The organism is Butyrivibrio sp. AE2005 (assembly GCF_000686965.1).
In the GTDB taxonomy this organism is placed as follows: Bacteria; Bacillota; Clostridia; order Lachnospirales; family Lachnospiraceae; genus Butyrivibrio; species Butyrivibrio hungatei_A.
In genome coordinates this window covers 60,455-78,009 of sequence record NZ_KK366043.1, presented here as the reverse complement: position 1 = coordinate 78,009, position 17,555 = coordinate 60,455, and the positions used below count along the sequence as shown (strand labels likewise).

General features: G+C 39.8%; 19 protein-coding genes. 1 reads left to right on the top strand and 18 read right to left on the bottom strand.

Annotated elements, in window-relative coordinates:
* Positions 1-144 precede the first annotated feature (144 nt).
* The 9 genes from dnaJ to DL92_RS0116125 all read right to left on the bottom strand — a co-directional run bounded on the left by dnaJ (position 145) and on the right by DL92_RS0116125 (position 8,885).
* Positions 145-1,326: a molecular chaperone DnaJ gene (gene dnaJ / locus DL92_RS0116165; RefSeq protein WP_026656566.1), complete on the bottom strand. Its 1,182-nt coding sequence runs from the start codon at positions 1,324-1,326 to the stop codon at positions 145-147.
* Positions 1,327-1,427: 101 nt separating this feature from the next.
* Positions 1,428-3,308, bottom strand: coding sequence for a molecular chaperone DnaK (dnaK, locus tag DL92_RS0116160; protein WP_026668298.1), 1,881 nt, complete (start codon positions 3,306-3,308; stop codon positions 1,428-1,430).
* Between the two features lie 81 nt (positions 3,309-3,389).
* Positions 3,390-4,079, bottom strand: a complete 690-nt coding sequence (gene grpE / locus DL92_RS0116155; RefSeq protein WP_026668297.1) for a nucleotide exchange factor GrpE — start codon at positions 4,077-4,079, stop codon at positions 3,390-3,392.
* A 19-nt stretch (positions 4,080-4,098) separates the two neighbouring features.
* The gene (hrcA, locus tag DL92_RS0116150; RefSeq protein ID WP_026668296.1) at positions 4,099-5,133 is read right to left on the bottom strand and encodes a heat-inducible transcriptional repressor HrcA; all 1,035 of its coding nucleotides are present in this window, start codon (positions 5,131-5,133) and stop codon (positions 4,099-4,101) included.
* A 539-nt stretch (positions 5,134-5,672) separates the two neighbouring features.
* Complete coding sequence (locus DL92_RS0116145) at positions 5,673-6,383, bottom strand: ABC transporter permease (RefSeq protein WP_026668295.1); 711 nt, start codon at positions 6,381-6,383, stop codon at positions 5,673-5,675.
* Positions 6,384-6,391: 8 nt separating this feature from the next.
* Positions 6,392-7,117, bottom strand: coding sequence for an ABC transporter permease (locus DL92_RS0116140; RefSeq protein ID WP_026668294.1), 726 nt, complete (start codon positions 7,115-7,117; stop codon positions 6,392-6,394).
* Positions 7,102-8,016 carry an ABC transporter ATP-binding protein gene (locus DL92_RS0116135; RefSeq protein WP_026668293.1) on the bottom strand — a complete coding sequence of 305 codons (915 nt, stop codon included), beginning with the start codon at positions 8,014-8,016 and terminating at the stop codon, positions 7,102-7,104. Before DL92_RS0116135 ends, DL92_RS0116140 begins: the two co-directional genes overlap by 16 nt.
* Before the next feature lie 11 nt (positions 8,017-8,027).
* The gene (locus DL92_RS0116130) at positions 8,028-8,258 is read right to left on the bottom strand and encodes a helix-turn-helix domain-containing protein (protein WP_026668292.1); all 231 of its coding nucleotides are present in this window, start codon (positions 8,256-8,258) and stop codon (positions 8,028-8,030) included.
* Between the two features lie 24 nt (positions 8,259-8,282).
* The gene (locus DL92_RS0116125; protein ID WP_026668291.1) at positions 8,283-8,885 is read right to left on the bottom strand and encodes a hypothetical protein; all 603 of its coding nucleotides are present in this window, start codon (positions 8,883-8,885) and stop codon (positions 8,283-8,285) included.
* 1,310 nt (positions 8,886-10,195) lie between these two features.
* Between DL92_RS0116125 and DL92_RS0116120 the strand changes: the two genes are divergently transcribed.
* Positions 10,196-10,993, top strand: a complete 798-nt coding sequence (locus DL92_RS0116120; RefSeq protein WP_026668290.1) for a DUF603 domain-containing protein — start codon at positions 10,196-10,198, stop codon at positions 10,991-10,993.
* A 190-nt stretch (positions 10,994-11,183) separates the two neighbouring features.
* On the opposite strand, the gene DL92_RS21335 is transcribed toward DL92_RS0116120, so the two are convergent.
* From DL92_RS21335 to DL92_RS0116075, 9 genes are all read right to left on the bottom strand, one after another.
* Positions 11,184-11,702, bottom strand: coding sequence for a DUF6465 family protein (locus DL92_RS21335; protein WP_051199177.1), 519 nt, complete (start codon positions 11,700-11,702; stop codon positions 11,184-11,186).
* 128 nt (positions 11,703-11,830) lie between these two features.
* Positions 11,831-12,484: a phosphatase PAP2 family protein gene (locus tag DL92_RS19745; RefSeq protein WP_051199178.1), complete on the bottom strand. Its 654-nt coding sequence runs from the start codon at positions 12,482-12,484 to the stop codon at positions 11,831-11,833.
* A 25-nt stretch (positions 12,485-12,509) separates the two neighbouring features.
* Positions 12,510-13,700, bottom strand: a complete 1,191-nt coding sequence (locus DL92_RS0116105; protein WP_026656557.1) for a pyridoxal phosphate-dependent aminotransferase — start codon at positions 13,698-13,700, stop codon at positions 12,510-12,512.
* Positions 13,701-13,799: 99 nt separating this feature from the next.
* Positions 13,800-14,123 carry a type II toxin-antitoxin system RelE/ParE family toxin gene (locus DL92_RS0116100; RefSeq protein ID WP_026668289.1) on the bottom strand — a complete coding sequence of 108 codons (324 nt, stop codon included), beginning with the start codon at positions 14,121-14,123 and terminating at the stop codon, positions 13,800-13,802.
* Between the two features lies 1 nt (position 14,124).
* Positions 14,125-14,400: a type II toxin-antitoxin system prevent-host-death family antitoxin gene (locus DL92_RS0116095; protein ID WP_026668288.1), complete on the bottom strand. Its 276-nt coding sequence runs from the start codon at positions 14,398-14,400 to the stop codon at positions 14,125-14,127.
* 93 nt (positions 14,401-14,493) lie between these two features.
* Positions 14,494-15,276 carry an MFS transporter gene (locus DL92_RS0116090; RefSeq protein ID WP_197027275.1) on the bottom strand — a complete coding sequence of 261 codons (783 nt, stop codon included), beginning with the start codon at positions 15,274-15,276 and terminating at the stop codon, positions 14,494-14,496.
* Positions 15,277-15,284: 8 nt separating this feature from the next.
* The gene (locus tag DL92_RS21330) at positions 15,285-15,464 is read right to left on the bottom strand and encodes a hypothetical protein (RefSeq protein ID WP_197027274.1); all 180 of its coding nucleotides are present in this window, start codon (positions 15,462-15,464) and stop codon (positions 15,285-15,287) included.
* Positions 15,465-15,507: 43 nt separating this feature from the next.
* Positions 15,508-16,779, bottom strand: coding sequence for an MATE family efflux transporter (locus tag DL92_RS0116085; RefSeq protein ID WP_026668286.1), 1,272 nt, complete (start codon positions 16,777-16,779; stop codon positions 15,508-15,510).
* Positions 16,780-17,087: 308 nt separating this feature from the next.
* Complete coding sequence (locus tag DL92_RS0116075) at positions 17,088-17,540, bottom strand: hypothetical protein (RefSeq protein WP_026668285.1); 453 nt, start codon at positions 17,538-17,540, stop codon at positions 17,088-17,090.
* Positions 17,541-17,555: the final 15 nt, after the last annotated feature.

The following is a 17,555-nucleotide window of genomic DNA, read 5'->3' as shown; positions in this document are numbered from 1 at the left end:
CCTCATTTCTGTTCGGGTCATAAAGTCGAAATGCTACTCATGCAAGCATGCACGCATTTCCGACTTATGACTCCTATATCACAAAAACTTCCGTAGCTATTTCTAACTACGGAAGTATACCATACTTTAAAACATAAGGAAAATTTATTTCCAGAATGATTTCTTCTTCTTACCACCGGGGCCGTCATTTCCGGGATCCTTGTCCTTGGAATCCATCATGCGCTCGGCCGCTGTAAGAGAATCACCTGTGAGCTCATCAAATTTCTTAAGAATGTCTTTCGCTTCTTTCGAGATTTTCTCGGGAACCTGAACAACAAGTGTTACATAGTGATCACCGCGAATTGTCTTATCTCTGAGTGAAGGAACACCTTTTCCGCGAAGTCTGACTCTTGTATCTGTCTGAGTTCCTGCCTTAACGTCATACGCAACCTTACCGTCAACGGTATCGATAAGAACCGTTCCTCCGAGAGTTGCAACCGCAAATGATACAGGAACCATAGAGTAGATGTCATATCCCTCTCTCTGGAATATAGGATGATCTGAGATGATAACTTCAACAAGAAGATCTCCTCTCGGTCCGCCGTTTACTCCGGGTTCACCCTTATCACGGATTCTTACGCTCTGTCCGTTATCTATACCTGCAGGAATTGTAACCTGAATTTTCTTTCTGCTTGCGATATATCCTGTTCCGTGGCAATCTGTACACTTATCCTTGATAACCTTACCTGTTCCGCCGCACTCAGGACATGTCTGAACATTTCTTACCGTGCCAAAGAAAGACTGCTGGGTATATACGATCTGTCCTTTTCCTCCGCACTTAGGGCATGTTTGCGCTGTAGTTCCGGGCTTAGCACCTGTTCCGTGACATGTCGGGCAGGGATCTTTTATTGTAAGTTCAAGCTCTTTCTCGCAGCCAAATACAGCCTCAAGGAAAGTGATCCTTACACTGGCACGCAGATTGGCGCCCTTGGAAGGGCCGCTTCTTGCGCCGCCACGTGACCTTCCGCCCCCGAAGAAATCGCCGAATATGTCTCCGAAAATATCTCCAAAGTCAGCACCGTTAAAATCAAATCCTCCGAATCCGCCGGATCCCCCTTCGAATGCAGCATGACCGAACTGATCGTACTGTCTCTTTTTCTCAGGATCACTAAGTACAGCATACGCTTCCGAAGCTTCTTTGAACTTCTCTGCCGCAGCTGAGTCTCCGGGATTCATATCAGGATGATATTTTTTAGCAAGTACACGATATGCTTTTTTAATCTCATCATCCGAGGCACTCTTACTTACTCCGAGAACCTCATAGTAGTCACGCTTTTGCTCTGCCATAACACTCCTCAAATATCATCAAATTTTCTCTCTGTTTCGAAATGCTCCGAATAGCCAGGCGAATATTCGTCTGGCTATCAGAAACTTTATCGTAAAACTTATTATACTTCTCTGTAGTCGCCGTCAACAACGTTGTCGTTGTTATCAGCTGCATTTGAAGCTCCGCTCATGTCAGGGCCTGCGCCTGCTGCACCCATATCAGGGCCTGCACCTGCTGCCTGAGCACCTTCATACATCTTAGCAAAGAGTGCCTGAGCATCAGTCATAAGCTTCTCTTTCTGGTTCTTAAGAGCATCGATCTCGCTGTCTGAAAGTTCTTTATCCTTTGTGCTCTCAAGTGTTTCCTTAAGAGTCTTGATGTCATCCTCAACTACCTGCTTCTGAGATGCATCTATCTTGTCGCCAACTTCCTGAAGAGCTTTCTCAGTCTGGAATACAAATGAATCAGCATCGTTACGCGCATCAATTCCTTCTTTACGCTTCTTATCCTGTGCTTCATATTCCTGAGCCTCCTTAACAGCCTTATCGATATCCTCATCAGACATGTTTGATCCGGCTGTAATTGTGATGTGCTGCTCTTTTCCTGTTCCAAGATCCTTAGCAGATACGTTAACGATACCGTTTGCATCGATATCGAATGTTACCTCGATCTGAGGAACTCCTCTCATTGCCGGAGGGATTCCGTCAAGTCTGAACTGTCCGAGTGACTTATTGTCCTTAGCGAACTGTCTCTCACCCTGAAGAACGTTGATGTCAACGGCTGTCTGGTTGTCAGCTGCTGTTGAGAATACCTGGCTCTTCTTTGTAGGAATAGTTGTGTTACGCTCGATAAGTCTTGTAGCAACACCACCCATTGTCTCGATTGAAAGTGAAAGAGGTGTTACGTCAAGAAGAAGGATATCGCCTGCGCCTGCATCTCCTGCGAGCTTACCACCCTGGATAGAAGCACCGATAGCTACGCACTCATCAGGGTTAAGGTTCTTTGAAGGCTCCTGGCCTGTAAGCTGCTTAACTTTCTCAACTACGCAAGGAACACGAGTTGATCCACCTACAAGGAGAACTTTTCCGATATCTGAATTTGTAAGACCTGCATCTTTCATAGCGTTCTGAACAGGGATTGCTGTTCTCTCAACAAGGTCGTGGATAAGCTCTTCAAATTTAGCTCTTGTAAGATCTACATCGAAGTGCTTAGGGCCATCAGCGCCTGCTGAAATGAAAGGAAGGTTGATATTTGTTGTTGTTGATGAAGAAAGCTCTTTCTTAGCCTTCTCTGCAGCTTCTTTAAGTCTCTGCATAGCCATCTTATCGCCTGAAAGGTCAACACCCTCTTTGCTCTTGAAGTCCTGAACCATCCAGTTGATGATTGCCTGGTCGAAGTCATCACCACCAAGGTGTGTATCACCGTTTGTAGAAAGAACTTCGATGACACCGTCACCGATCTCGATGATTGATACGTCGAATGTACCACCACCAAGGTCATAAACCATAATCTTCTGCTCTTTCTCGTTATCAAGTCCGTATGCAAGTGCAGCTGCTGTAGGCTCGTTGATGATTCTCTTAACCTCAAGACCTGCGATCTTACCTGCGTCCTTTGTAGCCTGACGCTGTGCGTCATTGAAATATGCGGGAACTGTGATTACAGCTTCTGAAACTTTTTCGCCGAGGTACTGCTCTGCATCAGCTTTGAGCTTCTGAAGGATCATAGCTGAAATCTGCTGAGGAGAGTACTTTTTTCCATCAATGGTACGACCGTTGTCTGTACCCATATCTCTCTTGATTGAAGAGATTGTATTGTCTGCATTTGTAACTGCCTGACGCTTAGCGGGTTCACCAACTATTCTCTCGCCATTCTTTGTGAAAGCAACGATTGAAGGTGTTGTTCTGGCTCCCTCTGCATTAGCGATAACAGTAGGCTTTCCGCCTTCCATAACTGCTACGCAGCTATTTGTTGTACCTAAGTCGATACCGATAATTTTACTCATTTCTACTTTTCCTCCGTTATAAAAATTGAATTATTTACGTATTGATATACAGTGATATTGATTTGTTTTTTTCTATACCACTCACTGGGTAACACCAACCATGCTGTGTCTGAGCACGGTGTCGTGGAACATATATCCCTTTTGAAGTTCCTGTGCAACAATTCCGGATTCATATTCCTCGCTTTCCACCTGCATAACCGCGTTGTGGAAGTTGGGATCGAATTCTTTTCCCACAGCTTCAATCGGGGTTACTCCAAGATCTTCCATCTGCTTCATAAGCTGTTTATAGATCTTGTTCATACCGTCTGCAAAGGCTCCGTCTTTCTCATCTTCGGGAACCGCCTGAAGTCCTCGCTCAAAATTATCTATTACAGGGAGAAGCTTCTCGAGAATGCTTCCCTGGCCCTGCTCAAACATCTGGGCTTTTTCTTTGTCAGTTCTTTTTCTGAAATTATCAAACTCAGCAACCTGTCTTATAAGTCTGTCATTTAGTTCATCAATTTTTTCTTTGAGAGGGTCCTTTTTTTCTTTTTTATTAAAAAGACCTTTCTTCTTATCTCCTGATTCTTCTTCGGAAGTTTCTTCATTTTCTTCCGCGGAAGCTTCCTCTTCAGAAGCTTCTGCCTCGGCTTCGGCTTTTTCAGCAGCCTCCTTATTCTCCTTGGCTTCCTCTTCAAGCTCTTCCATGATCTCTTCGAGAACTTCCTTCTCCTGCTCGTTTACTTCCTTAGCAGGTTTATCGTGAACTTTTTTCTTATCTGTACTGCTCAATTTAACTTTGCCTCCTCATCTAGCTCTTTTTCCTATAAAGTTCATCAAGAGCGTATCTCATATTCTTAAGTGTCGAAATAACTTTGTCGTAGTCCATTCGCTTAGGGCCGATTATTCCGACGGTACCTTTCATTCCGTCACCAAGTTCGTATGTTGCGGTAACAACGCTGCAATCCTTCATCGCCTGAACCGGAGTTTCGTTTCCTATATAGACCTGAATGCCTGTCTCTTCTTCATCAGCAGAGAGCGTGTTCTCAACGATACTGTTAAGATCTTTGGCATCCTCAAACGTGCTTATCAGCTCACTCGCTTTGGCACTGTCCGTAAGTTCCGGATACTTGAAGATGTTCATCGTTCCGCTTGTATATATCTGAAGATCGTCATCCGCCGTGATTGACTCTGCCGCAGCATCAATGACGTTTCCTATGATCTCACTGTGTATTCCGGCTTCCTGCTTAACCGCCGCTATAAGTCCGAGGTTAATATCTTCAACCGCAAGGCCGTCCAATCTTGTATTAAGCAAGATGTTGAGCTTAAGCATCGTGGCGTCATCAAGCATTTCCTCTACATTTATAAACTTGTTCTTGATGACATTGCCCTCTATTACTATGGTTGCAAGAAGGTGTTCCTCATCGACCTTTGATATCTGTATGAATTTAAGTTTGTTCTTTCTGATCTGTGGTGCCGAGATCATCGTTGCGTAGTTGGTATCAACGGCAAGTGTCTTGGCAACTTTCTTAAGGAGCGTCTCAAGCTTCTCTTCTTTATCAAGAAGCATCTCCTTCATATTCTCTACTTCCTGCTCTTTGTCACGAAGCATCTCGTCTACATAGACGCGGTAACCCTGATCTGAAGGAATACGTCCCGCCGATGTATGCGGCTGAATAATAAGCCCCATCTCTTCGAGGTCCGCCATCTCATTTCTTATAGTAGCGGAACTAAGATTAAGATCCGTATACTTGGAAATTGTACGGCTTCCCACAGGTTCGCCTGTCTCAAGGTAATTTCTGACTATCGCATGAAGTATTTTTCTTTTTCTCTCGTCTAATTCCAAAGTGTCCACCTTCCTATGTATTCACCGGTTAAATTCATTGGACGGTAACTGTTTTCTTATGTGTTAGCACTCACTTGACTTGAGTGCTAACATCTTCTGTATCATAAATTATCACTCCGGACCATTAATGTCAACATACCTTTTCTAAAAAGTATATAAAGTGGTGGCTTACATGACGCTGGGACTTGAAGGCATATGTTCAAAAATGCTTGTGTTCGGCTGCGCAGTGATTTTCATAATTTTCCAAGAAAATTTGAAAATCATCTTGCTCGTCCGAGATCTGCACATTTTCGAACATATGCCTTCAAGTCCCGGCTGGTTATGGAAAACCACTACTAAATAAAGTGCTTCTTTATAGTATATGATATCTTAGATGAAACTACAGAAATCCGCACTTGCTGCAGATTTCGTGAAAAAGTGATTCAAGAGTCAACCAAGCCCCATCGACGAAGTCGATTTTAATTGGCTTGGTTGATGCATTCTTGAACTTCATGTTCAAGAATGTATAGATTCCTGAACGACATAATTTGAAATAATGATTAGACCATGCTTTCCAGAAGGTTGGGAATTACTTGGATTTTCTTTTTTATAAGAAATTCACTTAATACAAAAAGGGTTATCATGTAGGTTATGGCAATAGGGCTAAGTCCCCTGTAAAAAAGAGCGTGTTCGAAGCCATACCATGGGTTGAGCCAGGAAATTCCCAGCGGGTTAAGGATGCTGGCAAAGATGGTCGCTATGACTGATATCAGCATTGAGCAGAGGCGGCTTTTGAACAATATTATTATCAAGCCAACGATATTTATCAGTGAAAAAATAGTCAGCACCGAGAGAACAATCCACTTCCACTCTTTTAACAGTGTAAGCAAGGGATTTCCGCCTTTTAGGGCAACAAATATCATGGTTATCGCAGCTGCCAATATGAAATAGAAAAGATTTATAAGTCTGACAGTCAAAAGTTTCATCGTATAGATCTTATTTATTGAAATATTAGTGAAATAAGAATTTGCGATTCCACAATTTGTCTCTTCTATAGAGAAGCTCTCCGAAACCACAACTGATATAAATATAGGGAAAATAAGGGTCGAAAAAAGATCCATCGCAGTAACATGTATGATATCGCATGTTATTTCTTTTACCATGAGCCCCAAATATCCCTGAAACAAAACAGACAGGATTGTCAGAACAACTCCGATTACGAGTATCCCGGAACCTTTAATTTTTCTTAGTTCAAATCTTAAATAATCCATGTTCCCTCCTATGAGTAGAACTTTTTCCCACTTATATATACAAAAGTAGCGCCGATTGCAATATTCAGTAATGAGGATGTAGCAAGGAACTTTGCATTATATACATTTCCGGATTCAAATGCGTACGTTCCGGCAACCGTTCCGATGTAATTTGCAATATGTACGATTTCTCTGATCGGTCCGAGAATGTAGACAAGCAGAAGTCCTGACACAACGGCTATGGGGAAGTTTTTGACATATAGTTGAATACAGTATTGAAGTATATAACAGAATGTATTTATGAAAAAAACTATGACCAGAACACTTCCAAGCATTCTGAAATCTATATCTGCGCGAATTAAGAGCTTTGAAATCGGAATGTATAAAACAATAGAAAAAAGTATGTAGATGCTCTGATACAGCATAAATACGATGAATTTGGCCACAACAAGTTTCTTGCCGTCAAACAGTTTTGTCATCAGAAGATCCCAGGTATCATTTATATATTCTTTTGTCAGAATCATGTATCCGACAAACATCGCGCAAAAGAGCCCGACAAGCGCATTTATACCGATGAAAAAATATAGATTCACTCCGTTTTTTCCGTATAATGCAAGTACATCCTCGTTAGTCACATCAAACTTGCATAAGACCGCTACAATCAAGTTACATAACACCGCAAAGCCGGTTATCACATATGTTACGCACTTGTCAGCCTGTATCTTTTTTATTTCTTCTCTTATAAGACACTGCATATGCCACCTCTTCCTTTTCCGGTAAGCGTCAGATATATGCTTTCAAGGCTGTTGTTTGGCGACACCTCATATACTTCAACATTTGCATCAATAAGAAGTTTTAAGAGTGCAGGTATTTTTTCTTTTGCCATCTCCATAAAGAATGCATCTTTTTTTCTTGCATATGTAAGTCCAATATTGTCAAAAAGCTTTGCTGTTTTTTCAGAATCATTTGTCCTTATACAATATTCCAGCCCTTCATTTTCATAGAGTTCTTCAATGCTTCCTTCAAATATCTTTTTTCCTCTGTCGATGATACAAATTCTGTCTGAAAGCTTCTCAATCTCGGCAATGTTATGACTGGAAATAAAAATCGTACATCCGCTTTGATGCGCCAACTCTCCCAGCATCTCTCTAATCTCAAATATTCCTTTGGGGTCGAGCCCGTTAGTCGGCTCATCAAGAATAAGTACCTTGGGATTATTCAGAAAGGCAATGGCAAGCCCAAGTCTTTGCTTCATTCCAAAAGAAAACTTAGAAACCTTTTTGTTGCCCACGCCGTCAAGTCCCACAAGCTTAAGAACCCTGTCTGCTTCTTCAACAGTTTTCCCAAGTATTCGTTGAAGATATGCAAGATTTTCTCTTGCCGTCAGATTGGGATAGTAATTGGGCTTACTGATAAACACGCCTACATCCTGCATTATACTGCTATCCAGATGTTTCATTTCTTTTCCGTTGTATCTGACGATGCCTAAATCAGGCTTTAAAAGTCCAACCATCATCTTCATGGTCGTCGTTTTTCCGGCGCCGTTTGCACCTATGAAACCATATATCTTACCTGCCGGAATCTTAAGAGACAAATTATTTACCGCAATTTGATCTCCAAATCTTTTAGTCAAGTTCTCTATAGTGATTTCCATATTTTTCCTTTTTATTCACTGTCATCCGATGCCGCGTCAGGATCATACTCAAGTATGTCTCCCGGCTGGCAGTTTAAAGTTTCACATATAGCTTCCAGTGTTGAAAACCTGATAGCGCTGATCTTTCCTGTTTTTATCTTGGATAGATTTACATTTGATACGCCAACTTTTGCAGACAGTTCGTTCAGAGACATTTTTCTGTCAGCCATGACGCGGTCTAATCTAAGTATAATTTTACCCATATCAATTACCTCACATTTCCGGAATTATAAAGTTTCATCGGATTCTTTCTGAAGAACATAACCGTAATCAAGGATGCAATATATGCTCCAGAATACAACTCCTGCAAGAGCTGCAGCTCCGAGACCTACTGCAAAGAATGTGTAAACAGTAATTATGATAAATGCTGTCTTGAGTTTCTTCATAACATCTCCGCTAAAAGGTGAATCACTATTTTCAATGAGCTTAAATACTTTCATTATTATGATGAAGATTCCGGCAAGGATAGCAATTGTAACAGCTGTAGAAAAGAAAGTTACCGCAAATGCTTCCGCAGCCATACCCTTATACATAAGAATTCCCACAACGTTAAACATTCCTAAGATGCCATGTTTTCCCATATCTTCAACCTGCTCAAGACTAAAGAGTTCAGTTCCGTTCTCACTGAATACATGTGCTACTACTTTTCCGCTCACTTCTTCAGTTTTTATACTACTATTGATATTGTTCTTACAGGCAAGCATCACTATACCGCCAACAAGCATCACTACAGCAATCACAGCCATAAGAATTCCAAGTACTTTTGCAACTTTTCCGGTTGTACTGCAGCTCTTCTTTACATTAGCAAGTTTAATTTCCTGTTCTCTCATTTTTATTCTCCCATCTGCGAATCCCTATATTCGCGCTCAATTATTATTTGTTGTCTTATTTCGGCGCATGGCCGTTTTTCATTCTTGTTGTTTGTTCTTATTTATTTTCTTATTTCGTTTGTGAAAGCAACTTTTTTCTTTAACCTCTTTTGGCAACTTCATGTGCGTTCACGTTTGTATCTAACTTCAAATTATCTTGATTGCATTTTCTCGAGAATTTATGAACTTTCCATCACCGCGTCCGGTTATTTCCTGTTCATGAGTATAATATAGCATCCTGTTTTATACCTGTCAATAACTTTTTAATGATAAACATTAAATATTTATCTTGTTTGTTTTATTTTTTATCGTAAAGAGCAGCAAGAGTGGCAAAAAGGCTATATCTTGCAATTCAATTACAAAGCTTGTTATATCTTTATCTTCGAAGAAAAAGCTTTGTGATACAAATAGGCTCTTTCGCCCCTCCGTTACTCAGATTCTCTTACACACTTTATACCCGTAAAATCCATCTCACATCCATTTGTCTCTACGTGTATAAATTAATTTCCAGATTCTATACCCGTAGAACCACTCCCTTATTCGCTTATTCTTACGTGAACATGTCAATTCTGGATATCTATGCCCGTAATGCCACTCCTAATCCGCTTGTTTCTACGTGCACAAATAGCTCTCCGAAATTCTATGACCGTATAGCCTTTCCTATATTCGTTTACTTCTACGTGTACAAATCGCTTTTTCGGGATTCTGTGCCCGTAAAGCAGCTGCAAAATTCACTTACCTCTACGTGTACATGTCAATTACGGGATTCTATGCCCGTAAAGCCTTTCCTACAATCGCTTATCTCTACGTGTACAAGCTCAGTTCTGCCATTCGTCTCGCGTAAAGATCTCCTAGTGCTGCTGTCATCAAATACTTCGACCTTTTTACGAAGAAGAAATTGTCATTCTGCTAGGCGGAGGAATGAGCCGTACCGGGCGGTACGGCGATTGACGACAACAACGTAGATGACAATTTAGACAAGTAATAAAGTCGGCTTATTTGGTGACATCAGCACTAGGCTATACTCTTAAAAACGAACGCAAGATGAACAGATTGCACATTCAGCAGACGTAAAGTAAAAACGTAAAACAAAAGAATAAAAAATATTTTTAAATGAACAAACCATATTGACATAAGGTCATGTTTCGAGTTATAGTCTTCTTCGGTTTTCATCAAACCGATTCTAATATTTCAACGCGGCAATAATTTCATCGTCGCATTTTCCAATTTATAACCAGTGTTTACATGAAAAAAAGAATAATGGTGGTACTATGCAAGATTTAAAAGAAGATATGAAAGCACAACTAAAGGAACTTGACGAGCTCATCTCAAAATCCAACAAAAACCTACTTAAACTCAAGAATATACCCGATCGAGGAATTGTTGTCAGCAAGAGTAACGGTTATGATCAGTATTATTGGGTTGACAAAGCTTCAGGAAAACGGACCTATGCCAAGGTCTGTGAGATTGATATGCTAAAAAAGACTGCGCAGCAAAAATATGAGCATGCTGTTTCAACTAAGCTTAACAATCTAAAAAAAGAACTTGATAAATTTCTAAAAGCGTATGATATTTCCGAAATCAACAACGTCTATACGCATATGTCAAAGGCCAGACAACTACTCGTATCACCTATTATTGATACAGAAGAAATATTTGTAAAAAAGTGGGAATCTGTTTCCTACGAAAGCTCAGAATTCATGAAGGATTTTGAATTTTACTCAGGTAAGGGTATTAAAGTACGTTCCAAATCTGAACTTATCATAGCCAATACATTAGAACAATGTGGTGTTCCTTATCGCTATGAATATCCTTTATATCTGAAAGGGATAGGAACAGTATACCCGGATTTTACATGCCTTAATATAAATAAGAGAAAAGAGATAGTATGGGAACATTTCGGAATGATGGATAATATTGCTTACTCCAACAAAAATATAGCTAAGATCCAAGCGTACAATCAAAACGGATTCTTCCCAGGCAAAAACATGATTATGACATTTGAAACCTCTCAAAATGCTATAAGCTCAAATATAATCCAAAATATGATTAAAGAATTTTTGCAATAAACCTTTAACTCATACTCGCTTCGATAAGCTCCATCCCCGCATAACAGAGAGCACCAAAGATGTAAGCAAGATTTCGCCGCTAAAGCTAAATTTCCTATGATAAAAAAAAGAAGCAACAACCGGATTACTCCGATCATTGCTCCTCTATTTCTTTTCTCACAGGCTGATGACAGCCGTCATGCACTTCTCATCAGATATCGATGTCACCTGAAATCTTGTCATCAACTACATAGTAAGCCTTATCTTCCTGAGGCTTAACGTAGATGCTGAGCTTCTTAACCTTTGAAGGATCGCCCTTAAGGTCGTACTGATAGTTATCCAAAGATTTCTGAACAAGCTCTTCGTTCGAGATGTGCTTGTATGAATACTGAATCTCGATCATTACATTAGGCTTTGTAGCTGCTTTTCTTGTTGTAGTCTTCTTTGCAGTTGTTTTCTTAGCAGTAGCCTTCTTTGTAGTAGTTTTCTTTGCAGCAGTCTTTGTAGCTGTTGCCTTCTTAGCTGTACTAGCAGCTTTCTTGGTAGTTGTCTTCTTGGCTGTTGCTTTCTTGGTTGTAGTCTTCTTTGCAGTAGCCTTCTTTGCCGGTGCTTTCTTTGTCTCGGCAGTTGTAGTCTTTACTTCCGGTGTTTTAACTTCTGTAATAAAAGTAGGGTTCTTGATAGTTGCAACAGGTTTTACAACTGCTTCCGCCTTCTTAATCTCTGCCATTTTTCGTTATCCTCCTCAAAATCGCAAATGATCCATGAAACTCGTTAAAACAATAAAGTGATTACGAAATAAAGTTTACCACCAATAAACTGCATTGTCAAAGCATCTACAGATAATTGCCCTTTATATCATCCCAATTTATCTAGTGTAGCTTCATATGCCGATATCAAAGTGGCTGAAAAAAGCAATCCCGCGCATATGTCACTGAACCAATGCACACCTGCCAACACTCTTCCAACAACACCTATGAACATTACCGCACAGGCGAAGACTTTAAGAACTGTCACAAGATTTTCGTCATCATAAAATCTTTCTCTCCATGCAGCGATAGCTGTTCCCATGATTGTGCAGATCATAAGCACATGTGTTGACGGGAATGACGCCTCAAGTTCAACTTCGTCGGGTAAAAGAACCGGTCTGTAGTTGAAAGGAACTTTATCAAAAAGCACATACATGATAACAAGTATCACATACAAAAATCCCATTATAAGAATATCTTTATCAATCTCGGCAAGAGTTCTTTTTTCCTTTACAAGCTGAAGAAAACCTGTTGCCGCAAAATATACCGCTGTAAGAATAGCGATCATCAGCATCAGGTCGGTTATCTTATCCCACATAGGATTGTAAGAGATAAGGTCGAGAACCACCTTGTTGATTGCGGAAAAGCCAACACTGGTGCCCTCCGGACCGATAGCCTGCTTGTCAACAAAAGTCACAAGCACCGTATATATAATCGAAATAATAAACAATAATATTGTCTTCCCGTAGCCTCTTTTTTTCATGGCACCTCCTCCATATAGTCAAAACTTATTTCTTATATACTTCGTTTACGAACTTACGAAGTCTCTCCATTGCCCTCTCAACTTTCTCCGTCTCTATGCAATAAGCCATTCTGAAAAAGCCCGGTGCCCCAAAACCGTCTGTGGGTACGAAGATAAGATCGTACTCTTTAGCTTTTTTGCAGAATTCGATAGAGCTCTCTTCAAGCGCCTTAGGCATTATATAGAAAGTTCCGCCGGGTTTTACAACCGTAAATCCAAGCTCAACCAAAGTATCATAGATAATGTTCATGTTTGTCTCATAAACGGAAAGATCTGCCGTCATGTCGCACACCTTTGCAACAGCCTGCTGGATAATTGAAGGAGGACAGTTATGTCCCGTTCCTCTTGAGATCTGTCCGCACATGGGAACGATAAATTCTGCGCCTTCGCACTTAGGATTAACCGCAACGTATCCGATTCTTTCTCCGGGAAGAGAAAGAGATTTGGAGAATGAATAGCAGCTCAAAGTGTGATCGTAGAACTTTGATACATACGGAGCGTCAGCGCCCTTGAACACGATCTCTCTGTATGGTTCATCGGACAAAAGATATACCGTATGTCCGAACTCTTTTGACTTAGCTGTAAGAATCTCGGCAAGTCTTGTAAGTGTCTCTGTCGAATATGCAACACCTGAAGGGTTGTTGGGTGTGTTCACGAGAACTGCCGCAACGTCAGCTGTAAACATCTCTTCAAATTTATCAAAGTTGATCTGGAATGTCTCAGTGTCTGCGGGAACAACCTCAAGCTCAACTCCCGCACCTGTTATGTACGGATTGTACTCAGGGAAAAATGGTGCAAATGCAAGCGCCTTGTCTCCGGGCTTTGTGATTGCTCTGATTGCATGTGAGATTGCACCTGCTGCCCCTGTTGTAGGGAAGATGTGCTCAGGTCCGTAGTTCATTCCAAATCTTTTATTCAAAGACTGTGCAATCTTTTCTTTATACAAAGGATTACCGAGACTTGGAGTATATCCGTGAAGTGTCATGGTATCTTCCGTCTGAAGAAGCCTAATCATCTCATCTGTAAATTCCTGAGGAACCGCAACCGAAGGATTTCCCAAGCTGAAATCAAAAACGTTCTCGTATCCGATTTCTTTTCCCCTCGCGGTAGCGTACTCCGAAAGCTCTCTAATTACTGACTTTGCGCCAAGCATTGATTTATATGTCTCGTTAATCATAACCTCGTCTCCTTAAGTATTAAGTAAAAACTTTGTATCTCAGTATACCACAAAAAAGGAGCTTCATCATTTGAAACTCCTCTTAACACTATCAATTCGTCATTCTTCATCCATAGATTTTATAACGATACTGATATGTTCACTTCTATTGTACAAAACTCTTCCAACTTCAATGCGACCGTCTCTGATTCTATAGAAAGCGCTGTACTTTTTGTGGGAAACGTAATAAATACCCGTAAAAATTCCTTCGTAATATAAGCGCTCGCCTGTCTTAGGACATTTACTAACAGTCTTAAGTTTTGCCCTTAAATCAGCTATATAGTTATCAGCAATATCAAAATCTACAGAAGCTTCATAAATTTCGTCCCACGCCTGACCCATATCAGCCACGGCAACCGGTGAATAAACTATTTTATAATTCATCTTAGCCTTTCACCATCCTGCGCCTATTCTTAAAATGCTCAGCGACCTCATCATCGCTTATCCAGCCTTCCTCTTCTCCTGACGCAAATCCCGCATTAAGTTCACTGATAAGCCTAACCATAGCCCTTGCTTTATCAATAATCTCATCATCCTCTATACTATGTATACTATATTCTCCTCGTCCATTCTTAGTAAGATAAACAGGTTTGCCTGCTTCTACCTTATTAAGGACCTGACCATAATTACGTAATTCAGAAATTGGTGCAATTGTTGGCATATAAATCACCTCCGTTTCACACCTTCATTATAGGTAAATAGAACGAGTTTTTCAACAAATTCTTCGAAAAATCTTTCGAACTCTGTTTTTCCTTCAGAATCCGAGCAACTGAACAATCATTGAAGAAAACTTAGTTCCGCTATTTACAAATGGTTCAAAGAGGTACTCAGAAAGCGCGCCGCCAAGTAAAATCCCCATAGGGATCACAGCAAACTTCATTGCATTATTGACCGCAAACACTCTGCCTTGCATATCTTCGCGCACGTTGGTATAGATTAATACCGACTGCACTGCCATAGTAAACAGAATTGGCAAACTTGCGGCGATTCCCGCAATACTCCATATATACACATTCTGCCCAAATGCCATAAGCAAGTCGCCGAATACGAACGAAAGCACTGCGGAATAAAACAGCATCTTCACTTTGTTTTCTTTCAAAAACTTCACTCCGCCAAAAAAGCCGTCAAACATTCCCTCGTCTTCCTCGGGCTCACTCTCTTTGGGAATCTGTATAAAAAAGAACATTACCGTGATGGCAAAAAGGAATGTCGCAATGTCAAACATGAGCACGGACGCAATTCCCCAAAATCCCATCATAGCGCTGGCAAGCATCGGATATAGCACGACGCTTACATTCTCTGAGACAGAACTTAATCCACTGATCTTCTCATATTTATCCTCGGGCACGATTAGTCCTAATGCCACCGAAGAAGCCGGGGACTGCACTGCTTCCATAATACCAAGCACGATATTGATGATGTATATATAATAAAAGTTCATTCGCTGAGTATAGAGAAGTACACATACAATAAGGGAACAAAGCGCAGAAGCGGTATCCGTAAGCATAATAATCTTTTTCTTATCATGCCGATCCACAAATCCGCCTATAAAAAGCTTGTCACCGCCTTCGGTGCAAATGTGAAAAAAGTGAGCAGAGAGACCTGCATAACAGATCTGCTCTGCTGATAGGCCCAAATTATGAGCGCATAGCTTGTCATCATACTTCCAAGCTCTGAAACAGCTTGGCTTAACCAGAAAGAAATATAATTAGTCTTGTTATTCATGTTGTCTTTCCTTCTGCTTATTCAAAGCTAAACCACCACATTACTATAAAAAACATCTTCTTATCCGTTTTATTGAGGATACACTAATAGCCAAATAATTCATTCCCAGTAATAAGTACAGAGAAATAAGATTCTTCGCAAAAAAGACCATGCCTAACGAGATAATAATATTGAATAGAAAAGTTATTTTTAGTATCCATTCTGCTTCTCCCATACTTTGAAGCATCGCTCTCAAAAGCACAAAAATATAATTTATTCCCTGAATTATTATTGATACCATAATGATAATCGAGGCGTTCTTTAAGTCTCTATAATCTTCTCCGAAAAGGCCTAATATCACATATCTATTAACATAAACAATTAACGCAAACAAAAAATATGCCGCAGTTCCCACTTTGAACACTGATTTAGCAACATCTTTTCTATCATAATTATCATCGTTAATAAGAACATTAATAGCTGACGAATATCCATATGCAGGCATAATAACGATATTTATCAATTGTTGAGAAATATTGAAAATCGCCAACATAATCGCTCCCATGCGTCCCACAATCATATTTGTCAAAAACACAAGTACAACACCTTCTAATAGTTCCTGTGCAATTAGCGGCATATTATATTTGATAATATCTCCCATCTTTTTCAGACTAACACAATTAATTCTGCATATATATTGTCTTTTTAATATAATTATCATTTCAAATAACAGTGTAACTATAAGCGCAATTACTGTACTTATAGCCGCACCGGTTGTTCCCATTTTAGGAAAACCATGTTTTCCAAATATCAAAAGATAATCCAATATAATATTAACTATATTGCCTGTAATCGATGCAAAAAATATACAAGATGTCGTCTTTTGAATTTTAAATACCGAATTGCATATAAATATCTGCATATTCAGCAAAAAGCTTACGCTATATATTTTTAGATATCCGGCACCTTCATAAAGAGTCTTATCTTTCAGTCCAAATCCAATTTTTAAGATTGGACCAGAAAATGCTCCTATTAACAGCATAAAAAATATTCCAATGAATACACTAAACATATAATAATTGGCGAATAATTCATCACGTTCCGACTCATCAGAATCAAAAAACTGTATCACAAATCCTATAGATAAAACGCCCAGCACACCAACTATACAATTAAGCACCGAAACAACCAACCCAACTCCAGCAAAACTCTCTATTGAAATATGTCCAACAAATATTTGGTCAATCATTCCCATCACCAAACTCGTAACGGAAGTAAACATCAACGGAATACTTATTTTATTGATTTTTGCTATCAAACTTTCTTTTTTCATCATTTATACACCAAGTTCCATATGTATTTCATTCTGACAGTAGTTCAAAAATGAAAAGGTATCATCTCGTGCATTTTCAAGAGAAATACCATAGTTATCCGATCTCTTTTCCCCTCGCGGTAGCGTACTCCGAAAGCTCTCTAATTACTGACTTTGCGCCAAGCATTGATTTATATGTCTCGTTAATCATAACCTCGTCTCCTTAAGTATTAAGTAAAAACTTTGTATCTCAATATACCACAAAAAAGGAGCTTCATCATTTGAAACTCCTCTTAATATTAGCATCTAAAATCTTGCAAAATCTAGATTATTCATTTTGTTGACGTCGCAAATTCATACAGCTCCTTATACTGCCTTTTCCTTGCAAATTCAACAGCTGTATCTACCCAATTTTTTTCTTTCTCTTTATCTTTTGAGAGCCATTCAGGTGAAAAAGCGGCTACTTTATTATCTATAACACATATGCATCCACCCAGGGCAATCCACCATATGTGTGAACCCATGTCACGAATAGAGCTGAAAAAAGGCGCACCAATGTCAACTAAAACTGTAAAAATAAGTACCATTATTCCGCATTTTATGATGAGCTTAGGTCCGATTGCCTGCGCATACATCCACTTAACCATATTTCTCTTTGCTGAAGGAACATTGATTCCGTTCGCGCCGATCTTAGTATAAATATGCCTCTCAAGACACACTCCAACAATGATAAACACTACTCCCGGTATAAAGCTACATATAATCTCATTAATTTCAGCAACCATATTTGATATAGCTCC

What these genes read in the sequence shown, in the direction of transcription:
- dnaK (WP_026668298.1), bottom strand. Translation starts at nt 3,308, where the DNA reads ATGAGTAAAATTATCGGTATCGACTTAGGTACAACAAATAGCTGCGTA.
- DL92_RS0116105 (WP_026656557.1), bottom strand. Translation starts at nt 13,700, where the DNA reads ATGATTAACGAGACATATAAATCAATGCTTGGCGCAAAGTCAGTAATT.
- DL92_RS0116095 (WP_026668288.1), bottom strand. Translation starts at nt 14,400, where the DNA reads ATGCCAACAATTGCACCAATTTCTGAATTACGTAATTATGGTCAGGTC.
- DL92_RS0116140 (WP_026668294.1), bottom strand. Translation starts at nt 7,117, where the DNA reads ATGCAGTGTCTTATAAGAGAAGAAATAAAAAAGATACAGGCTGACAAG.
- DL92_RS0116120 (WP_026668290.1), top strand. Translation starts at nt 10,196, where the DNA reads ATGCAAGATTTAAAAGAAGATATGAAAGCACAACTAAAGGAACTTGAC.
- DL92_RS0116125 (WP_026668291.1), bottom strand. Translation starts at nt 8,885, where the DNA reads ATGAGAGAACAGGAAATTAAACTTGCTAATGTAAAGAAGAGCTGCAGT.
- DL92_RS0116085 (WP_026668286.1), bottom strand. Translation starts at nt 16,779, where the DNA reads ATGATGAAAAAAGAAAGTTTGATAGCAAAAATCAATAAAATAAGTATT.
- DL92_RS19745 (WP_051199178.1), bottom strand. Translation starts at nt 12,484, where the DNA reads ATGAAAAAAAGAGGCTACGGGAAGACAATATTATTGTTTATTATTTCG.
- DL92_RS0116100 (WP_026668289.1), bottom strand. Translation starts at nt 14,123, where the DNA reads ATGAATTATAAAATAGTTTATTCACCGGTTGCCGTGGCTGATATGGGT.
- DL92_RS21335 (WP_051199177.1), bottom strand. Translation starts at nt 11,702, where the DNA reads ATGGCAGAGATTAAGAAGGCGGAAGCAGTTGTAAAACCTGTTGCAACT.
- DL92_RS0116075 (WP_026668285.1), bottom strand. Translation starts at nt 17,540, where the DNA reads ATGGTTGCTGAAATTAATGAGATTATATGTAGCTTTATACCGGGAGTA.
- dnaJ (WP_026656566.1), bottom strand. Translation starts at nt 1,326, where the DNA reads ATGGCAGAGCAAAAGCGTGACTACTATGAGGTTCTCGGAGTAAGTAAG.
- DL92_RS0116135 (WP_026668293.1), bottom strand. Translation starts at nt 8,016, where the DNA reads ATGGAAATCACTATAGAGAACTTGACTAAAAGATTTGGAGATCAAATT.
- DL92_RS0116130 (WP_026668292.1), bottom strand. Translation starts at nt 8,258, where the DNA reads ATGGGTAAAATTATACTTAGATTAGACCGCGTCATGGCTGACAGAAAA.
- DL92_RS21330 (WP_197027274.1), bottom strand. Translation starts at nt 15,464, where the DNA reads ATGAATAACAAGACTAATTATATTTCTTTCTGGTTAAGCCAAGCTGTT.
- DL92_RS0116145 (WP_026668295.1), bottom strand. Translation starts at nt 6,383, where the DNA reads ATGGATTATTTAAGATTTGAACTAAGAAAAATTAAAGGTTCCGGGATA.